Origin of the sequence: Microbacterium meiriae, assembly GCF_025143875.1 — a bacterium.
GTDB lineage: Bacteria > Actinomycetota > Actinomycetes > Actinomycetales > Microbacteriaceae > Microbacterium > Microbacterium meiriae.
On the sequence record NZ_JAMBDU010000004.1, the window covers coordinates 124,063 to 142,888 of the forward strand.

The window sequence follows — 18,826 nt, forward strand, 5'->3', positions numbered from 1 at the left end:
GGGGGATCATGACGACACGGATGCTGCTCCTCGCCGATACGCACGTCCCGAAGCGGGCGAAGCGGCTGCCGGACGCGGTGCTGCAGGCCATCGACGAGGCCGACGTCGTCGTGCACGCGGGGGACTGGGTCGATCTCCCCACCGTTGAGCTGCTCCAGTCCCGCGCGCGCGTGCTCCACGGTGTGCACGGCAACAACGACGGCCCCGAGATCCGCCGGGTGCTGCCGGAGATCGCGCGGTTCACCGTGGAGGACACCGCCGTCGCCGTCATCCACGAGACGGGCGCCGCGACCGGGCGGGAGAAGCGGATGGATCTCGCCTTCCCCGATGTCGACGTGCTGATCTTCGGACACTCGCACATCCCTTGGGACACCGTCACGCCGAACGGTCTGCGGCTGCTCAACCCGGGCTCTCCGACCGACCGGCGTCGACAGCCCGTGCACACGATGATGCGCGTCGTGGTCGACGGGCGCGATGTCGAGGCGACCCTCGTGCCGCTCCCATGACGGACGATGGCCCCGGCGAACCGCTCGCCTACCGCGCACCGATGCGCTCTCGCGACGATGCCGTCGCGCCGGGAGTCGCGGTCGAGCGTGCGCTCGCCGAGGGCGTCTGCGGCATGGGTGGGCGGCTCGACAGCACGCCCGGCTCTCTGACTGCGGCGCTCGCCGCCGTCGACGCCCGCCATGGAGAGCGGGCCGCGCGGCGGCTGGAGCGCTTCGCGGCGCTTCCGATGGGAACCCTCGTCTGGACCAGGGACGTCGACGGACTCTTCTGGCTCGGGCGGCTGACGGGACCGTGGCGCTACGACGACGATCCGGCCGCGGTGGCGGCAGACCTCGTGCACGTGCGCGCCTGCACCTGGTCGTCGAGCCCGGTGGCGGCTTCCGACGTCCCGCCGGGCGTCACCGCCACGTTCGCCCGCGGGGGACGCAACGGCCAGCGCATCCGTACGGATGGGGCCGGGGAGCAGTCATCCGCGCTCTGGGAGCGCAGCCGGGGCTGATCCGCGCGTCAGCGCCAGATCGCGGCGATGGCGGCGTTCACGGCCGTGAGGATGCCCACGAGCCAGAAGATCGCGGGCGGCACGACCTGGTCGCGCTTCTGGCGCGCCGTGCCGATGCCGAGCAGGGCGCCGATCACGAGGAGGATGACGAGCTTCGTGCCGATCTTGGCGTAGTTCATCTCGACGCCCTCCGGGAGGCCCCACGGGGCGGCGAGGGCGAGGCCGGCGACCGCGGCGATCGTCATGCCGATGGTCATCAGACGCGTGAACACCCGCTTGCCGCCGAACGCCTGCGCCGCCCAGGCCCCGAAGAGCACGGCGAAGCCGATGAGGTGGACGAAGAGCACGATGTGGCGCAGGGTCTCCATGCCCTCACCGTACGAGAGCGCGGCATTCCGCGCCACCAAGGCACGCCTGACCTCGCGCCCGCGACCGGGCGCAGAGCGTGAGCGTGCTCAGCCGCGCAGCTCGCGGATCACGAGGGCGGTGCGCAGCGCCGCGTCCGCGGCCTCCGCGCCCTTGTCCTCCTTCGAGCCCTCCAGGCCCGCGCGGTCGAGCCCCTGCTTCTCGTCATCGAGCGTGAGCAGCCCGAACCCGACCGGCTTGCCGGCATCGAGGGAGACACGGGTGAGGCCGTCGGTCGCCGCGGCCGAGACGTACTCGAAGTGCGGCGTGCCGCCGCGGATGATGACCCCGAGGGCGACCACCGCGTCCGCACCGCCCGCGAAGGCGGCCTGCGCGGCCACGGCGAGCTCGAACGAGCCGGGCACCCGCACCAGGCGATGCGTCGCTCCGGCCTCGTCGAGCACCCGCTGGGCGCCGGCGATCAGGCCGTTCGAGATCACCTCATGCCAGGTGCCGGCGATCACGACGACCTCCAGCCCCCGCCCGTCGATGTTCCCCGTCTTGGGTGCTCCGGCGCCGCTCATTCCTCGTCCTTTCCTGCCGCGAGGGCCTCGGCGAGCTCTGCTTCGCCGATGATGTGGCCCATGCGGTCGCGCTTGGTCTCCAGGTACTGGTGGTTGTTCGGACCCACGCCCACGATCAGCGGCACTTGCTCGACGACGTCGAGGCCGAGCTCACGCAGCTTGTTCACCTTGTCGGTGTTGTTGGTGAGCAAACGGACCTTCGAGACCCCCAGATCGGTGAGGATCCCGGCCGCCGCCGCGTAGTCGCGGGCGTCCGCCGGGAGGCCCAGTGCCAGGTTCGCATCGACGGTGTCCAGGCCGTCCTCCTGCAGGCTGTAGGCGCGCAGCTTGTTGATGAGACCGATGCCCCGGCCCTCGTGTCCCCGCATGTAGATGACGATGCCGCCTTCGCGGTCGATGGCGTCCAGCGCGGCATCCAGCTGCGGGCCGCACTCGCACTTCTGGGATCCGAACGCCTCGCCGGTCAGGCACTCCGAGTGCACGCGCACGAGGGCGGTCTCGGTCGGCTCGCCCGATACGACCGCGATGTGGTCGGTGCCGGTGACGCGGTCCTTGTAGGCCAGGAAGCGGAACGTGCCGTGGTCGGTGGGCACGGTGGCGTCGGCACGGAGGCTCACCCGGCGACCGCGCTGGGCGGCCGGGGTCGCCCCCTCCGGGTCGATCTCGTTGAGGTGTGCGATGAGCTGCTCGATCGTGATGACCGGCACGCCGTCGCGGGCGCCGAGTTCGAGGAGCCCGGGAAGCCGCATCATGCTGCCGTCCTCGGCGACGACCTCCGCGATCGCGCCGACGGGCCGGAGGCCGGCGAGCTTCATGAGCTCGACCGCGGCCTCGGTGTGACCGCTGCGCTCGCGCACGCCGCCGTCCACGGCCCGGAGCGGGAGCACATGGCCGGGGCGGATGATGCTCGTCGCCGTCGAGTCGGGGTTCGCCAGCACGTTGAGGGTGCGGGCGCGGTCGCTGGCGCTGATCCCGGTCGTCACCCCTTCCGCGGCGTCGACGCTGACGGTGTACGCGGTGGAGCGCGCGTCCTCGCTGGCCGCGACCATCGGCGGGAGGTTGAGGCTGTCCGCGAGGTCGGTGGGCATCGGCGCGCAGATGAACCCGGAGGACCAGCGCACGGTCCAGGCGACCCACTCGGGTGTGGCGAGTTCGGCGGAGAGGACGACGTCGCCCTCGTTCTCCCGATTCTCGTCGTCGGCCACGAGTACGGGGCGTCCTGCGCGCAGCGCCTCCAGGGCTTCGGGGATGGTTGCCAGGCTCATCGCGAGCCCCCTTCCGGTGCGGCGCGGAATGCGAGCAGCCGCTCGACGTGCCGCGCGAGGATGTCGGTCTCGAGGTTCACGCGGTCGCCGACCGCGCGGGTGCCGAGGGTGGTCGCCGCCAGGGTCTCCGGGATGAGCGACACCTCGAACCAGTGCCCGCCCCCGGTGCCCGAGCCCTCCTGGGTCCCTGAGCCCTCCCGGGTTCCTGAGCCCTCCTGGGTCCCTGAGCCCTCCTGGGTCCCTGAGCCTGTCGAAGGGGTCGAAGGGCTCACTGCGCTCACCGTCAGCGACGTGCCGTCGACGGAGATGGAGCCCTTGTCGACGACGAGCGGCGCGAGGTCGTCGGGAAGGCTGATACGCAGGACGCTCCACTGCGCGCCGGGGCGCACCTCGAGCACGGTGCCGGTGCCGTCGACGTGGCCCTGCACGATGTGCCCGCCGAGCCGCGCCCCCACGGGCATCGCCTTCTCGATGTTGACCCTGGTGCCGACGGTCGCCGCGCCGAGGGCCGCGACGTCGAGCGTCTGCTTCATGACGTCGGCGTCGAAGGTCTCGGCGGTGGAGCCGACGACGGTCAGACAGACGCCGGAGACCGCGATCGACTCGCCGTGCACGGCGTCGGCAGCGGCCTTCGGGGCGCGCACCGTGAGGCGCCAGCCGTCGCCCGACTCCGCGATGGCGGTGATCTCGCCGATCTCCTCGATGATTCCGGTGAACATCAGAGGGTTCCCTCCTTCTCCGGGCCGGTGCGGTCCGGGTCGTCCGCGTCCGCAGGATGCGCGATCGCGAGCAGGTCTGCACCCAACGGCAGCCACTCGTCCACGACGAGGCGATGTGCCTGGTCGATCGAGCGGACACCGATGTCGGTCACGGCCAGGCGGCTCCCGCCGAGCAGGACGGGGGCGACGTACGCGAGCACGCGGTCCGCGAGCCCGGCGGAGAGGAACGCGCTGGCGAGCGTCGGGCCGCCCTCCACGAACAGCGTCTGGATGCCGCGCGCATGCAGCTCGGCGAGGACCGCCGACAGGTCGTGCGTGTCGAAGAACAGTGGCGTGTGCGGATGACGATGCACCGCCGCATCCGCAGGGGTGGGTCTGGTGCCGATCACGACCGGGACGGGCTGGTGCGTCAGGAGCTCGTCGCCGGCGCGGGCGGTGAGCGCGGGGTCGTCGGCGAGCACGGTGCCGGTACCCACCGCGATCGCGTCGGCCTGGGCGCGTCGCCGGTGCACGTCGGCGCGGGCCTCCGGGCCAGTGATCCACTGACTGGAACCGTCGTCCGCCGCAGCCCTGCCGTCGAGGCTCTGCGCCCACTTGACGGTCACGTGCGGACGGCCGAGGCGCGACGCGGTGAGCCAGTCGCCGATCACGGCGCGGGCCTCGGTGGCTCGCTCGCCGGACTCCACGCTCACGCCCGCGGCGCGCAGCCGCTCCGCGCCGCCGCCGGAGACCTCACCGGGGTCGTCGAGCGCGTAGACGACCCGCGTCACGCCGGCCTCGATGAGCGCGAGCGCGCAGGGGCCGGTGCGACCGGTGTGGTTGCAGGGTTCCAGCGTCACGATCGCCGTCGCGCCCCGTGCAGCGCCCGGCGCGAGCTTCGAGAGGGCGTCGACCTCGGCGTGCGGGGTGCCGGAGCCCCGATGCCAGCCTTCGGCCAGCACCTCGCCGTCGGGGGAGAGGATCACGGCGCCCACCTGCGGGTTGACCCCGCGCGGGCCGCGGGTCGCGAGGGCGAGCGCACGATCCATCGCACGGCGCTCTGTCGCGGTCACTGCCATCCGTCGTCGTCCTCTCTGCGGCTCGGGGTCGCTGCAGGCTGGCGGAACGGACGCACGCGCGTGCGCCTCGTGCTGCCTCCCTTCCGGACTAGCGAGGTGTCCCTCGCATCACCGTCGGTTCCGGAATTCCACCGGATCGGCATCCCGATCACTCGGAACGCTCGCGGACTGTCACCGCCGGTTCGGATTCCCACCGACCCCGGAGCACGTTGCTGCTCTGAGTGTACTCAACGCGTCTGCGCCCGTTTCATTCCGTGGCAGGGGCCGTGCCCGGCCCTCACTTGAGCAGGCGGGACAGTCGCCGGTCGGCGAGGACCTTGCCGCCGGTCTGACAGGTGGGGCAGTACTCCAGCGAGCGGTCGGCGAAGAAGACGCTGCGCACCTCGTCGCCGCAGACCGGACACGCCTCGCCCCGGCGGGCGTGCACCCGCATGCCGCGGCGCTTGGCGTCCTTGAGGTCGGCCGGAGGTTTGCCCGCGGCAGCAGCGACGGCCTCGGCGAGGGTCTCCTGCATCGCCGCGAACAGCCGGTCGATCTCGGCGTCGTCCAGCGTGCCGGCGATGGCATACGGCGACATGCGGGCTGCATGCAGGATCTCGTCGGAGTAGGCGTTGCCGATACCCGCGATGACGCCCTGGTCGCGGAGCAGCCCCTTGATCTGCATCCGGCGGTCGTCGAGCAGCGCGGCGAAGGCGTCGCGGGTGAAGGACGGGTCGAGCGGATCGGGGCCGAGGCGGGCGATACCCGGCACCTCGGCGGGGTCGCGGACGACGTACACGGCGAGCGACTTCTTCGTCCCGGCCTCGGTCAGGTCGAAGCCGCTGCCGTCGTCGAGGGCGATCCGCAGCGCGATGGGCGACTTGCCCGGCTTGAGGAGCGTGGTGGGCAGGGTGTCGTACCAGCGCAGCCATCCCGCCTTCGCCAGGTGGAAGACGAGGTGCAGCTCGGGCCCGCAGGACAGCACGACGAACTTGCCGCGGCGCTCCGCCCCGGTGATCGACGCGCCTTCCAGCGCCGAGATCGGCGGGTCGTAGGTCTTCAGCGCGGCGATCGCGGCCACGGAGGCACGGGTGATCGTGCGTCCGGTGGTGCGCTCGCCGAGGAACGCGACGAGTCCTTCGACCTCCGGCATCTCAGGCATGCAGCCATCCTGTCACCGGGGTCCGACGCTGTCACGCGTGGCGTGCGCTCAGAGCACCGGCCACTCCACCGGCGTCCGGTCGTCGTCGCGCAGCAGCGCCGCGAGCCAGCCGTCGTCCCGACCGCGCTGGCTGGTGAGGCCCTGACGCATGGTGCCCTCGAAGCGGAAGCCGAGGGCGCGGGCGGCGCGGGCGGAGGGGACGTTGCCCACGACGGCCTGCCAGCGGATTCGGGCGAGGCCGAGCTCCGCGAAACCCCAGTCGAGCACCGCGCGCGCGGCCTCGACGAGGTAGCCGCGGCCGCGTGCGTCCGCGACGACCCAGTAGCCGAGCTCGGCATGACCGCCGGCCGGATGCTCCTCGATGTGGTGGAGGCCGACCATGCCCACGAGGACGTCGTCGGCGTAGACACCCCAGACGGTCTGCGAGCCGTCCTCCCACCACTGCTCCACGAGGGCGACGAAGTCCTCCGCGTCCTGGCGGAAGTAGGGGGAGGGCACCGTCGTCCACCGCCCGATCTCGGGGTCCTGGCAGGCCTCGGTGATCGCGTCGACGTCGGCCTCCGACGGAGCGTGGAGGACGAGTCGTGCGGTGGTGAGGGTGACCGGAGGCATCCCTCCAGCCTAAGACGCCCGACCCGGCCCCTTCGGTCCGCCCCGGCCCCTTCCGCGCGTCCGTAACGGGGTGGGAGGCACGGAAAGGGGTGGGACAGGGAGAGTCGACCGCAGTGTCCGTGGGCGCGATTAGGCTTGTCCGGTGACTGTTCCGGGGATTCTGCGCGCCTTGGAAGAGGCGTCTCTGTATCGTGACGCTCTCGCTTGGGCGCACACCGACGCCGACCTCGGCATGGTCGACGGGCTCGACGCGCCCGTTCTCGCCGGTCTGCTCGCCAAGCGTGCGGCGGCCGGCCACCCGGCGGCGCTGCTGGCCGTGGTGCCCACGGGGCGCCGCGCGGAATCGGTCGCGCAGGCCCTGGAGACCTACGTCCCGGATGCCGAGGTGCTCACCTTCCCGGCCTGGGAGACGCTGCCGCACGAGCGCCTCAGCCCCAGCCCGGACACGGTCGGCCTGCGACTGCAGACCCTGCGCCGCGTCGCCGAATGGACAGGGGAGCGCCCTCTCGTGGTCGTCGCCTCCGTGCGCGCCGCGCTCCAGCCCATCGCCGGGAACCTCGGCGACATCGTGCCGCTGGAGCTGACGGTGGGCAGCCGCGGCAACGAGCTCGACCACGTCGCCGAGCAGCTCGTGGAACGGGCCTACTCCCGCGTCGACATGGTGTCGCGACGGGGCGAGTTCGCCGTCCGCGGCGGCATCCTCGACGTCTTCCCTCCCACGTCCGAACACCCGTACCGCGTGGAGTTCTTCGGCGACGAGATCGATCAGATCCGCGCGTTCTCCGTGGCGGACCAGCGCTCGCTGCCCGGCGACGTGCCAGGCGTCGACCTCCCGCCCAGCCGCGAGCTCCTGCTCACCGCCGAGGTGCGGGAGCGGGCCAGGGCGCTCATCGGGGGCTTCCCCGCCATCAGCGGCATGCTCGAGAAGATGGCCGAGGGCATCCCGGTCGAGGGCATGGAGTCGCTGCTGCCCGCGGTCGCCGGTCCCCTCAAGTCGCTCGTCGAGTACCTGCCCGAGGGCACGGCGACCGCCGTCATCGACCCGGAGCGCTCGACCGCCCGCGCCCTCACCCTCGGCGAGACGAACCGCGAGTTCCTCGACGCCGCCTGGAGCGCGGCGACCTCGGGAGCCTCGGCCCCCATCGACCTCGGCGCCGGCGACTTCCTCACCATCGCCGATCTGCGCGAGGTCGTCCGCGACCGCGGCGGCGTGTGGTGGCGCCTGAGCCCCTTCGGGATCGGCGACGCGACCGCGGAGAGCGTCGAGGCGGCCACCGTCATCCCCTCCTTCCACGGCAACGTCGACGGCGCGATCGCCTTCGTGGAGGCGAAGGTCGCCGACGGCTGGCGGGTGGTCGTCCTCGCGACCGGTCACGGCCTCGTCGACCGCGCCCGCGACGTGCTCTCCGACCGCGGCATCGCGGCCCGGGTCGTCGAGACCATCGCGGCCGCACCGGACCCGGGGGTCGCGACCCTCACGGTGGGCGGGGTCGAGGCCGGCTTCCAGGTGCCCGAGGCGAAGCTCGCCGTCCTCACCGACAACGAGTTCTACGGCCGCACGATCGGCGGCGACCAGCGCGTCGTCAAGAAGCTCGCGTCCCGTCGGAAGAACGTCGTCGACCCGCTGCAGCTCAAGCAGGGCGACTTCGTGGTGCACGCCACGCACGGCATCGGCCGGTTCGTCGAGATGACCCAGCGCGAGGTCTCCACCGGCGGCCGCAACGCCGCGAAGTCGATCCGCGATTACCTCGTGCTGGAGTACGCGCCGTCCAAGCGCGGCTACCCCGGCGACAAGCTGTACGTGCCCACCGACCAGCTCGACCTCCTGTCGAAGTACGTCGGCGGCGAGGCCCCGACGCTGTCGAAGATGGGCGGCAGCGACTGGGCGCAGGCCAAGGGCAAGGCGCGCAAGGCGGTCCGCGACATCGCCGTCGAGCTCGTCAAGCTCTACTCCGCCCGGATGAGCGCCAAGGGGTACGCCTTCGGCCCTGACACCCCCTGGCAGCGCGAGCTGGAGGAGGCGTTCCCGTTCGCGGAGACCCACGACCAGCTGCAGACCATCGACGAGATCAAGGCCGACATGGAGCGGCCGATCCCGATGGACCGGCTGCTTTCGGGCGACGTCGGCTTCGGCAAGACCGAGGTCGCGGTCCGGGCGGCGTTCAAGGCCATCCAGGACGGCAAGCAGGTGGCCATGCTCGTCCCGACGACCCTGCTCGTGAAGCAGCACCTCGAGACGTTCACGGAGCGCTTCGCGGGGTTCCCGGTCAAGGTGCGGCCGCTGTCGCGGTTCCAGACCGACAAGGAGGCGCGGCTCACCCTGCAGGGCCTGCTCGACGGCTCCGTGGACATGGTGATCGGCACGCACCGCATCCTCACGGACCAGGTGCTGTTCAAGGACCTCGGCCTCATGATCATCGACGAGGAGCAGCGGTTCGGCGTCGAGCATAAGGACGCGCTGAAGAAGATGAAGACCAACGTCGACATCCTCGCCATGAGCGCCACCCCGATCCCGCGCACCCTGGAGATGGCGGTCACCGGCATCCGCGAGATGTCGACCCTCGCCACGCCGCCGGAGGATCGGCACCCGATCCTCTCGTTCGTCGGCCCCCGCAGCGACAAGCAGATCGCCGCCGCCATCCGCCGCGAGATCCTTCGCGAGGGCCAGGTCTTCTTCGTGCACAACCGCGTGCAGTCGATCCAGCGCGTCGCGGCGGAGCTCGCCGAGCTGGTCCCCGAGGCGCGGATCGCCGTCGCGCACGGCCAGATGGGCGAGCACGCGCTGGAGCAGGTCGTCGACGACTTCTGGGAGCGCAAGTTCGACGTCCTGGTGTCGACCACGATCATCGAGACCGGCCTCGACATCTCCAACGCGAACACGATCATCATCGACCGCGCCGACAAGTACGGTCTGAGCCAGCTCCACCAGCTCCGCGGACGCGTGGGTCGCGGACGGGAGCGCGCCTACGCGTACTTCCTCTACGACGACATGAAGCCGCTGAGCGAGACCGCGGCCGACCGGCTGCAGACCATCGCGGTCAACAACGACCTCGGCTCCGGTATGCAGGTCGCCCTCAAGGACCTCGAGCTGCGCGGTGCGGGCAACCTCCTCGGCGCCGAGCAGGCCGGACACATCGCGGGGGTCGGCTTCGACCTCTACCTGCGCATGATCGGCGAGGCCGTCGCGACCTTCCGGGGCGAGGAGGTCGAGACCGGGCAGGAGCTCCGACTCGAGCTGCCGCTCGACGCCCGCATCCCGGAGGACTACATCGACAGCGAACGCCTCCGGCTCGAGGCGTACCAGAAGCTCTCCGCCGCCTCAGCCGCGACCGCGAAGGACGACGCGATCGACCTCGTGGTGGAGGAGCTCGTCGACCGGTACGGCACGCCGCCGGACGAGGTCACCGGACTCGTGTCGATCGCGCGACTGCGGCGCCGGGCGGCCAGGGCCGGGCTCACCGATGTCGTGGCCATGGGCTCGAACCTGCGCCTCGCGCCCGCCCGCCTCGAGGACTCGATCAAGGTCCGGCTGCAGCGGCTCTATCCGAAGGCGAAGCTCGTCTCCGGCGGGGAGGCTCTCGTCGTGCCGATGCCCACGGTGCCCGCCGCGGTCGGCGTGGGCGTGGAGCCGCTGCCCGACGCGGAGCTGCTCGCCTGGGTCGACCAGCTGTTCACCGCCATCTTCCCCGAGCCCGCCAAGCCCGAGTGACCCGGCCGGCGGTCGCGGCCGCCTCCGCCGTGCACGACTGCGGAGCCCGCGGACGACACGCCGTCGCCGGCGGCTCGGGTCCGGCGTGTCGGTGATGATCTCCGAAGTCGTGCACGCCGCAGACGCCCGGGGCTAGTCTGGCCGCATGTTGTACGAGCACCTCGGGGCTCGCCCCCGCATCCACGACACCGCCGTCGTCGCTCCCACCGCCGTCATCTCCGGCGACGTGGAGCTCGGACCCGGCTGCCAGGTGCTGCACGGCGCCGTCATCACTGCGGAGGGCGGCCCCATCACCCTCGGGGCGCACGTCATCGTCATGGAGAACGCGCTGATCAGGGCGACCGCGGCCAACGCCGTGCACATCGGTGCGCACACCCTCGTCGGCACGCTGGCGAGCATCGCGGGGGCCACCGTGGGCGAGGAGGTGTTCTTCGCGTCCGGGGCCCGGGTCTTCAACGGGGCGCTCGTCGGGGACCGCTGCGAGGTGCGGGTCAACGCCATCGTGCATCGCCGGGCCGTGCTGCCGTCGGGGACGGTGGTGCCGATCGGCTGGGTCGCGGTGGGGGATCCCGTGCAGCTGCTCTCACCCGACAGGGACGCGGAGATCGCGGCGGCACAGCCCGAGCTCGACTTCCCCGGACACGTCTTCGGCGTCGACCGGGACACTCCCGACCTCATGGTCCAGCTCACGGAGCGCTACGGCAGCTCCCTCGCGCGGCACGCCGACGACCGCCAGGTCTGACCGCACACCCTTCGAATCGTCCGATTGGTCGCATTCCGGCCGGATTCACGACCAATCAGGCGATTCGAACCGGGTCAGATGACGCCCTGGGCGAGCATCGCCGCAGCGACGCGCTCGAAGCCGGCGATGTTGGCGCCGGCCACGTAGTCGCCGGGGACTCCGTGACGCTCGGCGGCCTCGAAGGCGGCACGGTGGATGTCGCCCATGATCTCGCGGAGCTTGTTCTCACTGTCGCCGAAGCTCCAGCGCTGCCGCGAGGCGTTCTGGCTCATCTCCAGCGCGGAGGTCGCGACACCGCCCGCGTTCGCTGCCTTGCCCGGGGCGAACAGCACGCCCGCCTTCTGGAAGGCCTCGACGGCCTCGGGGACGCACGGCATGTTGGCGCCCTCGGACACGGCACGCACGCCGTTCGCGATGAGGGCCTCCGCATCGGCGAGGCTGACCTCGTTCTGCGTGGCGGAGGGCACCGCGATGTCCACGGGCACGTCCCACACGCTGCCGCTCTCCACGAAGCGGGCGCTGGGGCGGCGGTTCGCGTACTCGACGATGCGGGCGCGCTCGACCTCCTTGAGCTGACGCAGCAGATCGAGGTCGATGCCCGCGTCGTCGACGACATAGCCGGAGGAGTCGGACGCCGTGACCGCGGTCGCGCCGAGCTGGGCGGCCTTCTGGATCGCGTAGATCGCCACGTTGCCGGAGCCTGAGATGCCGACGCGCTTGCCCTCGAGGGAGTCGCCGTGCACGCCGAGCATCTCCTGCGCGAAGAACACCGCGCCGTAGCCCGTGGCCTCCGTCCGCACCTCGGCGCCGCCCCACCCGGTGCCCTTGCCCGTGAACATGCCGGACTCGTGGCGGTTGGTGACCTTGCGGTACTGGCCGAAGAGGTAGCCGATCTCGCGGCCGCCGACGCCGATGTCACCCGCGGGGACGTCGGTGTGCTCGCCGAGGTGCCGGTAGAGCTCGTTCATGAACGACTGGCAGAACCGCATGACCTCGGCGTCGGACTTCCCGTGCGGGTCGAAGTCGGAGCCGCCCTTGCCGCCGCCGATGCCCTGACCGGTGAGCGCGTTCTTGAAGATCTGCTCGAAGCCGAGGAACTTGATGATCGAGAGGTTGACCGACGGGTGGAACCGCAGGCCGCCCTTGTACGGGCCGAGCACAGAGGAGAACTGGATGCGGTACCCGCGGTTGACCTGCAGCTTTCCGGCATCGTCGACCCACGGTACGCGGAACATGATCTGCCGCTCCGGCTCGACCAGGCGCTCCAGGATCCCGCCGTCCACGTATTCCGGGTGGCGCTCCAGCACCGGGGCGATGGAGTGCAGCACCTCGTGGACGGCCTGGTGGAACTCCGGCTCGTGCGGGCTGCGTGCCAGCACCGTGTCGAAGACGGGCTGCACGGAGTCGGCGAGCGGGTGGAAGTCGGTGGGGGTGGTGACGGTCACGCGGGAGGGCTTTCTGATGGGGGATGGGGTGCGGGCGATCGTGTCGCGCGCGAAAGCAGAGCCGGGTGAGGCGGAGGTTTCACTCTAGCGTCGGCGACGAGGGCCTCCGCGCACGCGGCGGGAGGGCTCGGGTCACCCGGTGTTCTGCAGGCCGGCGGCGACCCCGCTGACGGACAGGAGGAGCAGGCGCTGCTGTTCGGCGTCGGCCCCCGATCCCTCCGGCTGCTCCGGCGCCGACCGGAGAGCGCGGAGCGCCCGCAGCTGCAGGAGCGAGAGGGCGTCGACGTACGGGCTGCGCAGCTGCACGGCCCGCTGCAGCACGGGCTTGTTCTCCAGCAGGCCCTCGCCACCGGTGAGGCGGATGACCCAGCGGCGGGTGAGCGCGAGCTCGTCGAGCACCAGGGCGGCGAGGTCGTCGCGGTCGCCGAGGGCGAGGTACTGCCGGGCGATGCGCTCGTCGGTCTTGGCGAGGCTCATCGCGACGTTGTCGACCATCGTGCGCAGCAGCGGCCACTCGCGGTAGGCCTCCGCCAGCAGCTCCTCGTCGCCGACGGCCTCGAGCGCGGTGCCGAGCCCGAACCAGCCCGCGAGGTTGATACGGGCCTGCGTCCACGCGAACACCCAGGGGATGGCCCGGAGGTCCTCCAGCGACTCGACCGAGAGGCCGCGGCGGGCGGGACGCGAGCCGAGCGCGAGCAAACCGATCTCCTCCATCGGGGTCACGGTGGCGAACCACGGGGCGAAGCCCTCGGCCTTGACGAGCGCGAAGAACCGCTCGCGCGAGGCGGCGTCCATGGTTGCGGCGACATCGGCGTAGCGGGCTGCTGCGCTGCTGGTGCGTTCCTCGACCGTGGGGGACGAGGCGAGCAGCGTCGCCGCGGCGACCTGGTCGATGTGCCGCATCGCGATCGCGGGCTCGCCGTAGCGGGCGAAGATGACCTCGCCCTGCTCGGTGAGCTTGAACCGGCCGTCGACCGAGTGCGGGGGCTGCGCGAGGATCGCCGAGTTCGCGGGACCGCCGCCGCGGCCGAGCGCACCGCCGCGGCCGTGGAAGAGAGTCAGTTCGATGCCGGACTCCTGCGCCCAGCGGGCGATCTTCTCCTGCGCCGTGTACAGCGCCAGGTTCGCGGCGACGGGCCCGACGTCCTTGGAGGAGTCGGAGTAGCCGAGCATGACCTCCAGCCGGTTCCCTGTTGCGGCCATCCGCTCGCGGAACTCGGGGAAGGTGACGGCCTCGGCGAGGATCTCCGGGGCGGCCTGGAGGTCGGCGAAGGTCTCGAACAGGGGCACGACGTCGAGCACCGGGGCGTCGTCGCCGAGCGCGTGGCGGGCGAGGCGGTGCACGTTCGCGAGGTCGGAGGCCGCCTGTGTGAAGGAGACGACGTAGCGGCCCGCGGCGCGAAGCCCCCGGTCGCGCTGGATGTCCGCGATCGCGCGGAACACCTCCAGCACCTCCTCCGTCTGCGTGCTGATCGCCCCGCCGGCCTCCAACTCGGCCAGAGCCTTCGCGTGCACCTGGGAGTGCTGGCGCACCTCGAGCTCCGTGAGGTGGAAGCCGTAGGTCTCGACCTGCCAGATCAGGTGCTGCACGCCCCCGAAGGCGTGGCGGCGGGCTCCGGCGGCGACGAGGGAGGACTGCACGGCGCGCAGCTCCGCGAGCAGCTCTTCGGGACCGGTGTAGCCCTCGTCGTCTCCGCGGCGGGTGGCCGCCACGCGGCGGGCCATGACGAGGACGACACGGCGGTGCGGCTCGTCGGGCGAGCGGGCTGCGAGTTCGTCGGCGACCGCCGGCTCTGCGGCCGCGAAACGCTCCCAGAGCGCGATGACTTCGGTGCTGGGCGGGGTGTCGTCGGCGGCGAGCGTGAGGGTGCGGCCGATCCGGTCGAGTGCCCGCTCGAGCCCGCGGAGCACGTGGTCGGAGGCGATCTGCGAAGCCTCACGGGTCACGGCGGCGGTGACGAACGGGTTGCCGTCGCGGTCGCCGCCGACCCAGGAGCCGACACGCACGAACGCGGGGACGACCGGAGCGCTGGCGCCGGACTCCTCGCCGCGGAGGGCGTCGTCGATCCGGCGGTAGACGTGCGGGACCGTGGTGAACAGCGTCTCGTCGAAGACGCCCATGACGGTGCGCACCTCGTCGGTCGGGGAGGGCTTCTGTGCGCGCAGCGGCGCCGTCCGCCAGAGGGTGTCGATCTCCTCGAGCATCCGGCGGCGGGCCCGGTGCTCCTCGGAGCCGCCGACGCTCGCCGCGTCGTGCTGGGTGAGCAGCTCGGAGAGGCGGCGGATGCTCGACGAGACGGCGCGTCGACGGGCCTCGGTCGGGTGCGCCGTGAAGACCGGGTGGAAGCGCAGGCCGTCCAGACGCCGGCGGGCCTCGTCGTCGCCGACCTCCTCGCGCAGCCGCGCATACGCCCCCGCGACCGTGTCCGTCGCCTGGGTCCCTGAGCCTGTCGAAGGGCCCGAGCCTGTCGAAGGGCCCGAGCCCCCCTGGGTCCCTGAGCCTGTCGAAGGGCCCGTGCCCCCCTGGGTCCCTGAGCCTGTCGAAGGGCCTGAGCCTGTCGAAGGGCTCGGCTGTCCCGCCCGCTCCCGGAGCACGCGCACGCGCTGGTGCTCCTCGGCGAGGTTCACGAGGTGGAAGTAGCAGGTGAACGCCCTGGCGACCTCGTCGGCGCGGGCGATCGTGAAGGAGTCGGCGATCGCCGCGGCGCGGTCGAACGCGTCGGAGCTGTGGTCCTCGTAGGCCTGGATCGTCGCGAGGCGCAGGCGCTCGACGTCCTCGAAGAGGTCGTCGCCGCCGGCTTCGCGGAGCACCTGGCCGAGGAGCTGGCCCAGCATCCGCACGTCGGAGCGCATGGCATCGGGGATGCCGCGACCGGCTTCGAAACGACCGATCACGCGGATGGCCTCGGTGGGCGTCGGCTCGGAGAAAGCGGGGGAATCGGGGATCACCCTCCGAGAGTAGCCGGGTGGATCGGGGTGTCCCGCACGCATGACGACCGTGTGACATCCCGGCCTACGATGGACGGGATGCGCATCACAGCGAACCCCCTCCGCGGGCAGCAGTTCCCCGCCGTCCTCCTGCTCGTGGCCGCCGGCCTCGGCCTCCTCTTCGCGAACCTGCCCACGCACGACGCGATCGCCGGACTGCTGGAGACGCATCTCGCGGTCCCGGGGACGGCGCTGGACCTCTCGATCGCGCACTGGGTGTCGGACGGCCTGCTCGCGATCTTCTTCCTCGTCGTGGCGATCGAGCTGCGGCACGAGCTCACCCACGGCGAGCTCGACTCCCCGCGGAAGGCTGTGCAGCCGGCCATCGCGGCGACCGGCGGCGTGCTCGTGCCGATCCTCGTGTACCTGCTGATCGCGGGCGGGCCGGAGACGGCGTCGGGCTGGCCGATCCCGACCGCCACCGACATCGCCTTCGCCCTCGGCGTGCTGGCGATGTTCGGTCGCGGCCTGCCCTCCCGGGTGCGGGTGTTCCTGCTGGCCCTTGCGATCCTCGACGACATCATCGGCATCATCTTCATCGCGGTGCTCTTCGCGCACGACGTGCAGTGGCTCCTCTTCGGTCTCGCGATCGTCGGGGTGGCCGTGTTCTGGTTGCTGAGCCGCCTGCTGCATGCGACCGGCCACACACTCGTCGCTGTCGCGATGGCCGTCGTCGGCGTCGTCACGTGGGGCCTCGTCGCCTCGTCCGGCATCCACGCGACCATCGCCGGCGTGATGCTCGGCCTCGTCATGGCGCCGGTACCCGCCGGACGCACCCGGCATGCGCTGGAGCCGACCGTGAACGGGGCGATCCTGCCGCTGTTCGCGTTCGTGGCGGCGTTCGTCGTGATCCCGGCGGTCTCGCCGACGGCCCTGTCCCCGGCGTTCTGGGCGATCGTCGTAGCGCTGCCGGTCGGGAAGATCATCGGCATCTCCCTGTTCGGCTGGCTCGCCATGCGCATCCGGCCGAAGGGCGCCGACCCGGCTCTGCCCTTCGCGGACATCGTCGCCGCTGGCGCCCTGGGCGGTATCGGGTTCACCGTCTCGCTCCTGCTCGCGAACCTCGCGTTCGAGGGCGATGCGGTCATCCGGGACCAGGCGATCCTCGGCGTCCTCGTGGGGTCGCTGCTCGCGCTCATCCTGTCCGGCATCGTCGTCACCCTGCGCGCCCGGTGGTACCGTCGCGCTGCGCCCATTCCCGCGTGAGCCGGAGTCCGGAGGAAGCATGACCAGCGAGCAGCGAGGACCCGAGGGCATCGATGATCCGCTGCGTGCGGCCGCGGAGACCATGCGCACGGTGCGGGAGCGGTGCGTGTGGTCGCAGCGCATCACGCATCGCGATCTCGTGCCGTACCTCATCGAGGAGTCCCACGAGGTGATCGACGCGGTCGAGGACGGGTCTCGCGCCGACCTCCGCGAGGAACTCGGCGATCTGCTGTGGCAGGTGCTCTTCCACGCCGCCATCGCGGCGCAGGATCCGGACGACCCCTTCGACATCGACGATGTGGCCCGCACGCTCACCGAGAAGATGGTGCGGCGGCACCCGCACGTGTTCGGCGACGAGGTCGCGGAGACGCCGGAGGAGGTGCTCGTGCACTGGACCGCGGCGAAGGCGGCGGAGAAGCGCACCCGCCGCAGCGTGCTCGACGGGATCCCGCGCGCGATGCCGGCCCTCGCCCGCGCCCAGAAGATGTCGGGCCGTGCCGCCGGTGCCGGCGTGGTGCCCACGCATCCGTCCGCCCTGCGCCCGTCTTCGGAGGAGGAACTCGGCGATGCCCTGCTCGCACTCGTGGACACCGCCAGGGCCGAGGGCTGGGACGCGGAGCGCGCGCTCCGGGAACGGCTGACGCGCCTGGAGGACGAGGTCCGCGCCGCCGAGGCCGGCTGACGCGACGCGGACACCGCCGCCGACCTGGGAAGATGGACGGGTGGCTACCGTGAACGCGCCGCGCGGCATGCGCGACTTCCTCCCCGCCGACAAGGCCCGCCGTGAGCGGGTGCTCTCCGTCATCCGCGACCGCTATCGCGCGCACGGATTCGATGAGATCGAGACCCCCGTGGTCGAGGAGTACGACCGGCTGCATGCCGGCATCGGCGGCGACAACGAGAAGCTGTCGTTCAACATCCTGCGCCGCGGCCTGGATGCGGAGGCCATCCGCGCCGCTGCCGATGACCCCGCCGAGCTCTCCGATCTCGGCCTGCGCTACGACCTGACGGTGCCGCTCGCCCGCTTCTACGCGAGCAACCGCGGGCAGCTCCCCGGTGTCTTCCGGTCCATCCAGATCGGGCCCGTGTGGCGGGCCGAGCGCCCGCAGAAGGGGCGCTACCGCCAGTTCGTCCAGTGCGACATCGACATCATCGGCGACGCGTCGGCGCGCGCGGAGGCCGAGCTGCTGGCGGCCTCGCTCGACACCGTCGACGCGCTGGGTCTGGAGGGCGCGAGCGTGCGGATCAACGACCGCCGCGTCCTGGAGTGGATGCTCGAGCACTTCGGCTTCACCGAGGACGAGCGCCCGCAGGTGCTGATCACGATCGACAAGCTCGACAAGATCGGACCGGAGGGCGTGGCCGCCGAGCTCCGCGAGCGGGGGGCGACGGCCACGGCGGTCGACGCGTTCCAGGCCTTCCTCGGTCGCCCGCAGACGCTCGAGTACCACCCGTTCGGCGACAGCCAGATCCGCAAGGCGCTCCCGGACGGCGCGCCGGACGAGCTCGTCGCCCACCTTGTCGGCATCGGCGAGGCGGTCGCGGCGGGGCGCGGGCAGGACGACATCCCTCTCGTGTTCGACCCCTTCCTCGTGCGGGGCATGGGCTATTACACGGGGACCATCTTCGAGCTCGCGCACCCCTCCGTGACGTACTCGCTCGGCGGCGGTGGACGGTACGACGGCATGATCGGCCGGTTCCTGCAGCAGGAGGTCCCCGCGGTGGGCTTCTCCCTCGGCTTCGAGCGCCTGGTCGACCTCGTCTCGACGGATCCGGCGACCGCCGCGCAGGCCATCGTGCTCGTCCACGACGCCGCCGTCCCCGTGGCGGAGCTCGTGGCGCACAAGACGGCTCTCGTCGCCAAGGGCGCGCGGGTGCGACTCGAGCAGCGGACGAAGAACCTCAAGGCGCTGCTGGAACGGTCGGCGGCGGACGGGTACACGCACTTCGCGAGCGTGCGACCGGGAGACGACGAGCTCGAGATCAAGACGCTGGCCTGAGTCGCC

The 18,826-nt window shown here is 71.8% G+C and carries 16 protein-coding genes and 1 riboswitch; of the genes, 7 read left to right on the forward strand and 9 right to left on the reverse strand.

All coding sequences use genetic code 11. The annotated features are described in order from the left end of the window. Window positions 1-8 precede the first annotated feature (8 nt). Window positions 9-506: a metallophosphoesterase family protein gene (locus M4D53_RS03995; protein ID WP_259952106.1), complete on the forward strand. Its 498-nt coding sequence runs from the start codon at window positions 9-11 to the stop codon at window positions 504-506. Beyond that, window positions 503-1,006 carry a GAF domain-containing protein gene (locus tag M4D53_RS04000; protein WP_259952108.1) on the forward strand — a complete coding sequence of 168 codons (504 nt, stop codon included), beginning with the start codon at window positions 503-505 and terminating at the stop codon, window positions 1,004-1,006. The genes M4D53_RS03995 and M4D53_RS04000 overlap by 4 nt, the downstream gene beginning before the upstream one ends. 8 nt (window positions 1,007-1,014) lie before the next feature. Here the strand turns inward: M4D53_RS04000 and M4D53_RS04005 are convergent, their stop codons facing one another. From M4D53_RS04005 to M4D53_RS04035, 7 genes are all read right to left on the reverse strand, one after another. Beyond that, window positions 1,015-1,374 (reverse strand): Fe-S protein, encoded by a 360-nt coding sequence (locus tag M4D53_RS04005; RefSeq protein ID WP_187663559.1) that lies wholly within the window; start codon window positions 1,372-1,374, stop codon window positions 1,015-1,017. An 87-nt stretch (window positions 1,375-1,461) separates the two neighbouring features. Then, entirely contained in the window at window positions 1,462-1,935 is a 474-nt protein-coding gene (gene ribH / locus M4D53_RS04010) for a 6,7-dimethyl-8-ribityllumazine synthase (RefSeq protein ID WP_025103903.1), read from the reverse strand. Then, window positions 1,932-3,200, reverse strand: a complete 1,269-nt coding sequence (gene ribA, locus M4D53_RS04015; RefSeq protein ID WP_187663560.1) for a GTP cyclohydrolase II — start codon at window positions 3,198-3,200, stop codon at window positions 1,932-1,934. Before ribA ends, ribH begins: the two co-directional genes overlap by 4 nt. Continuing rightward, window positions 3,197-3,919: a riboflavin synthase gene (locus M4D53_RS04020; protein WP_259952112.1), complete on the reverse strand. Its 723-nt coding sequence runs from the start codon at window positions 3,917-3,919 to the stop codon at window positions 3,197-3,199. The genes ribA and M4D53_RS04020 overlap by 4 nt, the downstream gene beginning before the upstream one ends. Next, window positions 3,919-4,977 (reverse strand): bifunctional diaminohydroxyphosphoribosylaminopyrimidine deaminase/5-amino-6-(5-phosphoribosylamino)uracil reductase RibD, encoded by a 1,059-nt coding sequence (gene ribD, locus M4D53_RS04025; protein WP_259952114.1) that lies wholly within the window; start codon window positions 4,975-4,977, stop codon window positions 3,919-3,921. Before ribD ends, M4D53_RS04020 begins: the two co-directional genes overlap by 1 nt. A 66-nt stretch (window positions 4,978-5,043) precedes the next feature. Beyond that, window positions 5,044-5,188: riboswitch (FMN riboswitch) on the reverse strand. Between the two features lie 66 nt (window positions 5,189-5,254). Then, window positions 5,255-6,118: an Fpg/Nei family DNA glycosylase gene (locus M4D53_RS04030; RefSeq protein ID WP_187663563.1), complete on the reverse strand. Its 864-nt coding sequence runs from the start codon at window positions 6,116-6,118 to the stop codon at window positions 5,255-5,257. 48 nt (window positions 6,119-6,166) lie between these two features. Then, window positions 6,167-6,730, reverse strand: coding sequence for a GNAT family N-acetyltransferase (locus tag M4D53_RS04035; protein WP_259952116.1), 564 nt, complete (start codon window positions 6,728-6,730; stop codon window positions 6,167-6,169). 142 nt (window positions 6,731-6,872) lie between these two features. Here M4D53_RS04035 and mfd point away from each other — a divergent pair, with 142 nt between their 5' ends. Next, entirely contained in the window at window positions 6,873-10,439 is a 3,567-nt protein-coding gene (gene mfd, locus M4D53_RS04040) for a transcription-repair coupling factor (protein WP_259952118.1), read from the forward strand. Window positions 10,440-10,584: 145 nt separating this feature from the next. Next, the gene (locus tag M4D53_RS04045; RefSeq protein WP_025103909.1) at window positions 10,585-11,181 is read left to right on the forward strand and encodes a gamma carbonic anhydrase family protein; all 597 of its coding nucleotides are present in this window, start codon (window positions 10,585-10,587) and stop codon (window positions 11,179-11,181) included. 74 nt (window positions 11,182-11,255) lie between these two features. Here the strand turns inward: M4D53_RS04045 and gdhA are convergent, their stop codons facing one another. Beyond that, on the reverse strand, window positions 11,256-12,626 hold the full coding sequence (gene gdhA, locus M4D53_RS04050; RefSeq protein ID WP_259952120.1) for an NADP-specific glutamate dehydrogenase: 1,371 nt from the start codon (window positions 12,624-12,626) through the stop codon (window positions 11,256-11,258). 132 nt (window positions 12,627-12,758) lie between these two features. Beyond that, on the reverse strand, window positions 12,759-15,575 hold the full coding sequence (locus M4D53_RS04055; RefSeq protein WP_370428669.1) for a phosphoenolpyruvate carboxylase: 2,817 nt from the start codon (window positions 15,573-15,575) through the stop codon (window positions 12,759-12,761). 78 nt (window positions 15,576-15,653) lie between these two features. Here M4D53_RS04055 and nhaA point away from each other — a divergent pair, with 78 nt between their 5' ends. From nhaA to hisS, 3 genes are all read left to right on the forward strand, one after another. Beyond that, window positions 15,654-16,820 carry a Na+/H+ antiporter NhaA gene (gene nhaA, locus M4D53_RS04060; protein ID WP_259952122.1) on the forward strand — a complete coding sequence of 389 codons (1,167 nt, stop codon included), beginning with the start codon at window positions 15,654-15,656 and terminating at the stop codon, window positions 16,818-16,820. 19 nt (window positions 16,821-16,839) lie between these two features. Then, the gene (locus tag M4D53_RS04065) at window positions 16,840-17,502 is read left to right on the forward strand and encodes a nucleoside triphosphate pyrophosphohydrolase (protein WP_259952124.1); all 663 of its coding nucleotides are present in this window, start codon (window positions 16,840-16,842) and stop codon (window positions 17,500-17,502) included. 67 nt (window positions 17,503-17,569) lie between these two features. After that, entirely contained in the window at window positions 17,570-18,820 is a 1,251-nt protein-coding gene (hisS, locus tag M4D53_RS04070) for a histidine--tRNA ligase (protein ID WP_259952193.1), read from the forward strand. Window positions 18,821-18,826: the final 6 nt, after the last annotated feature.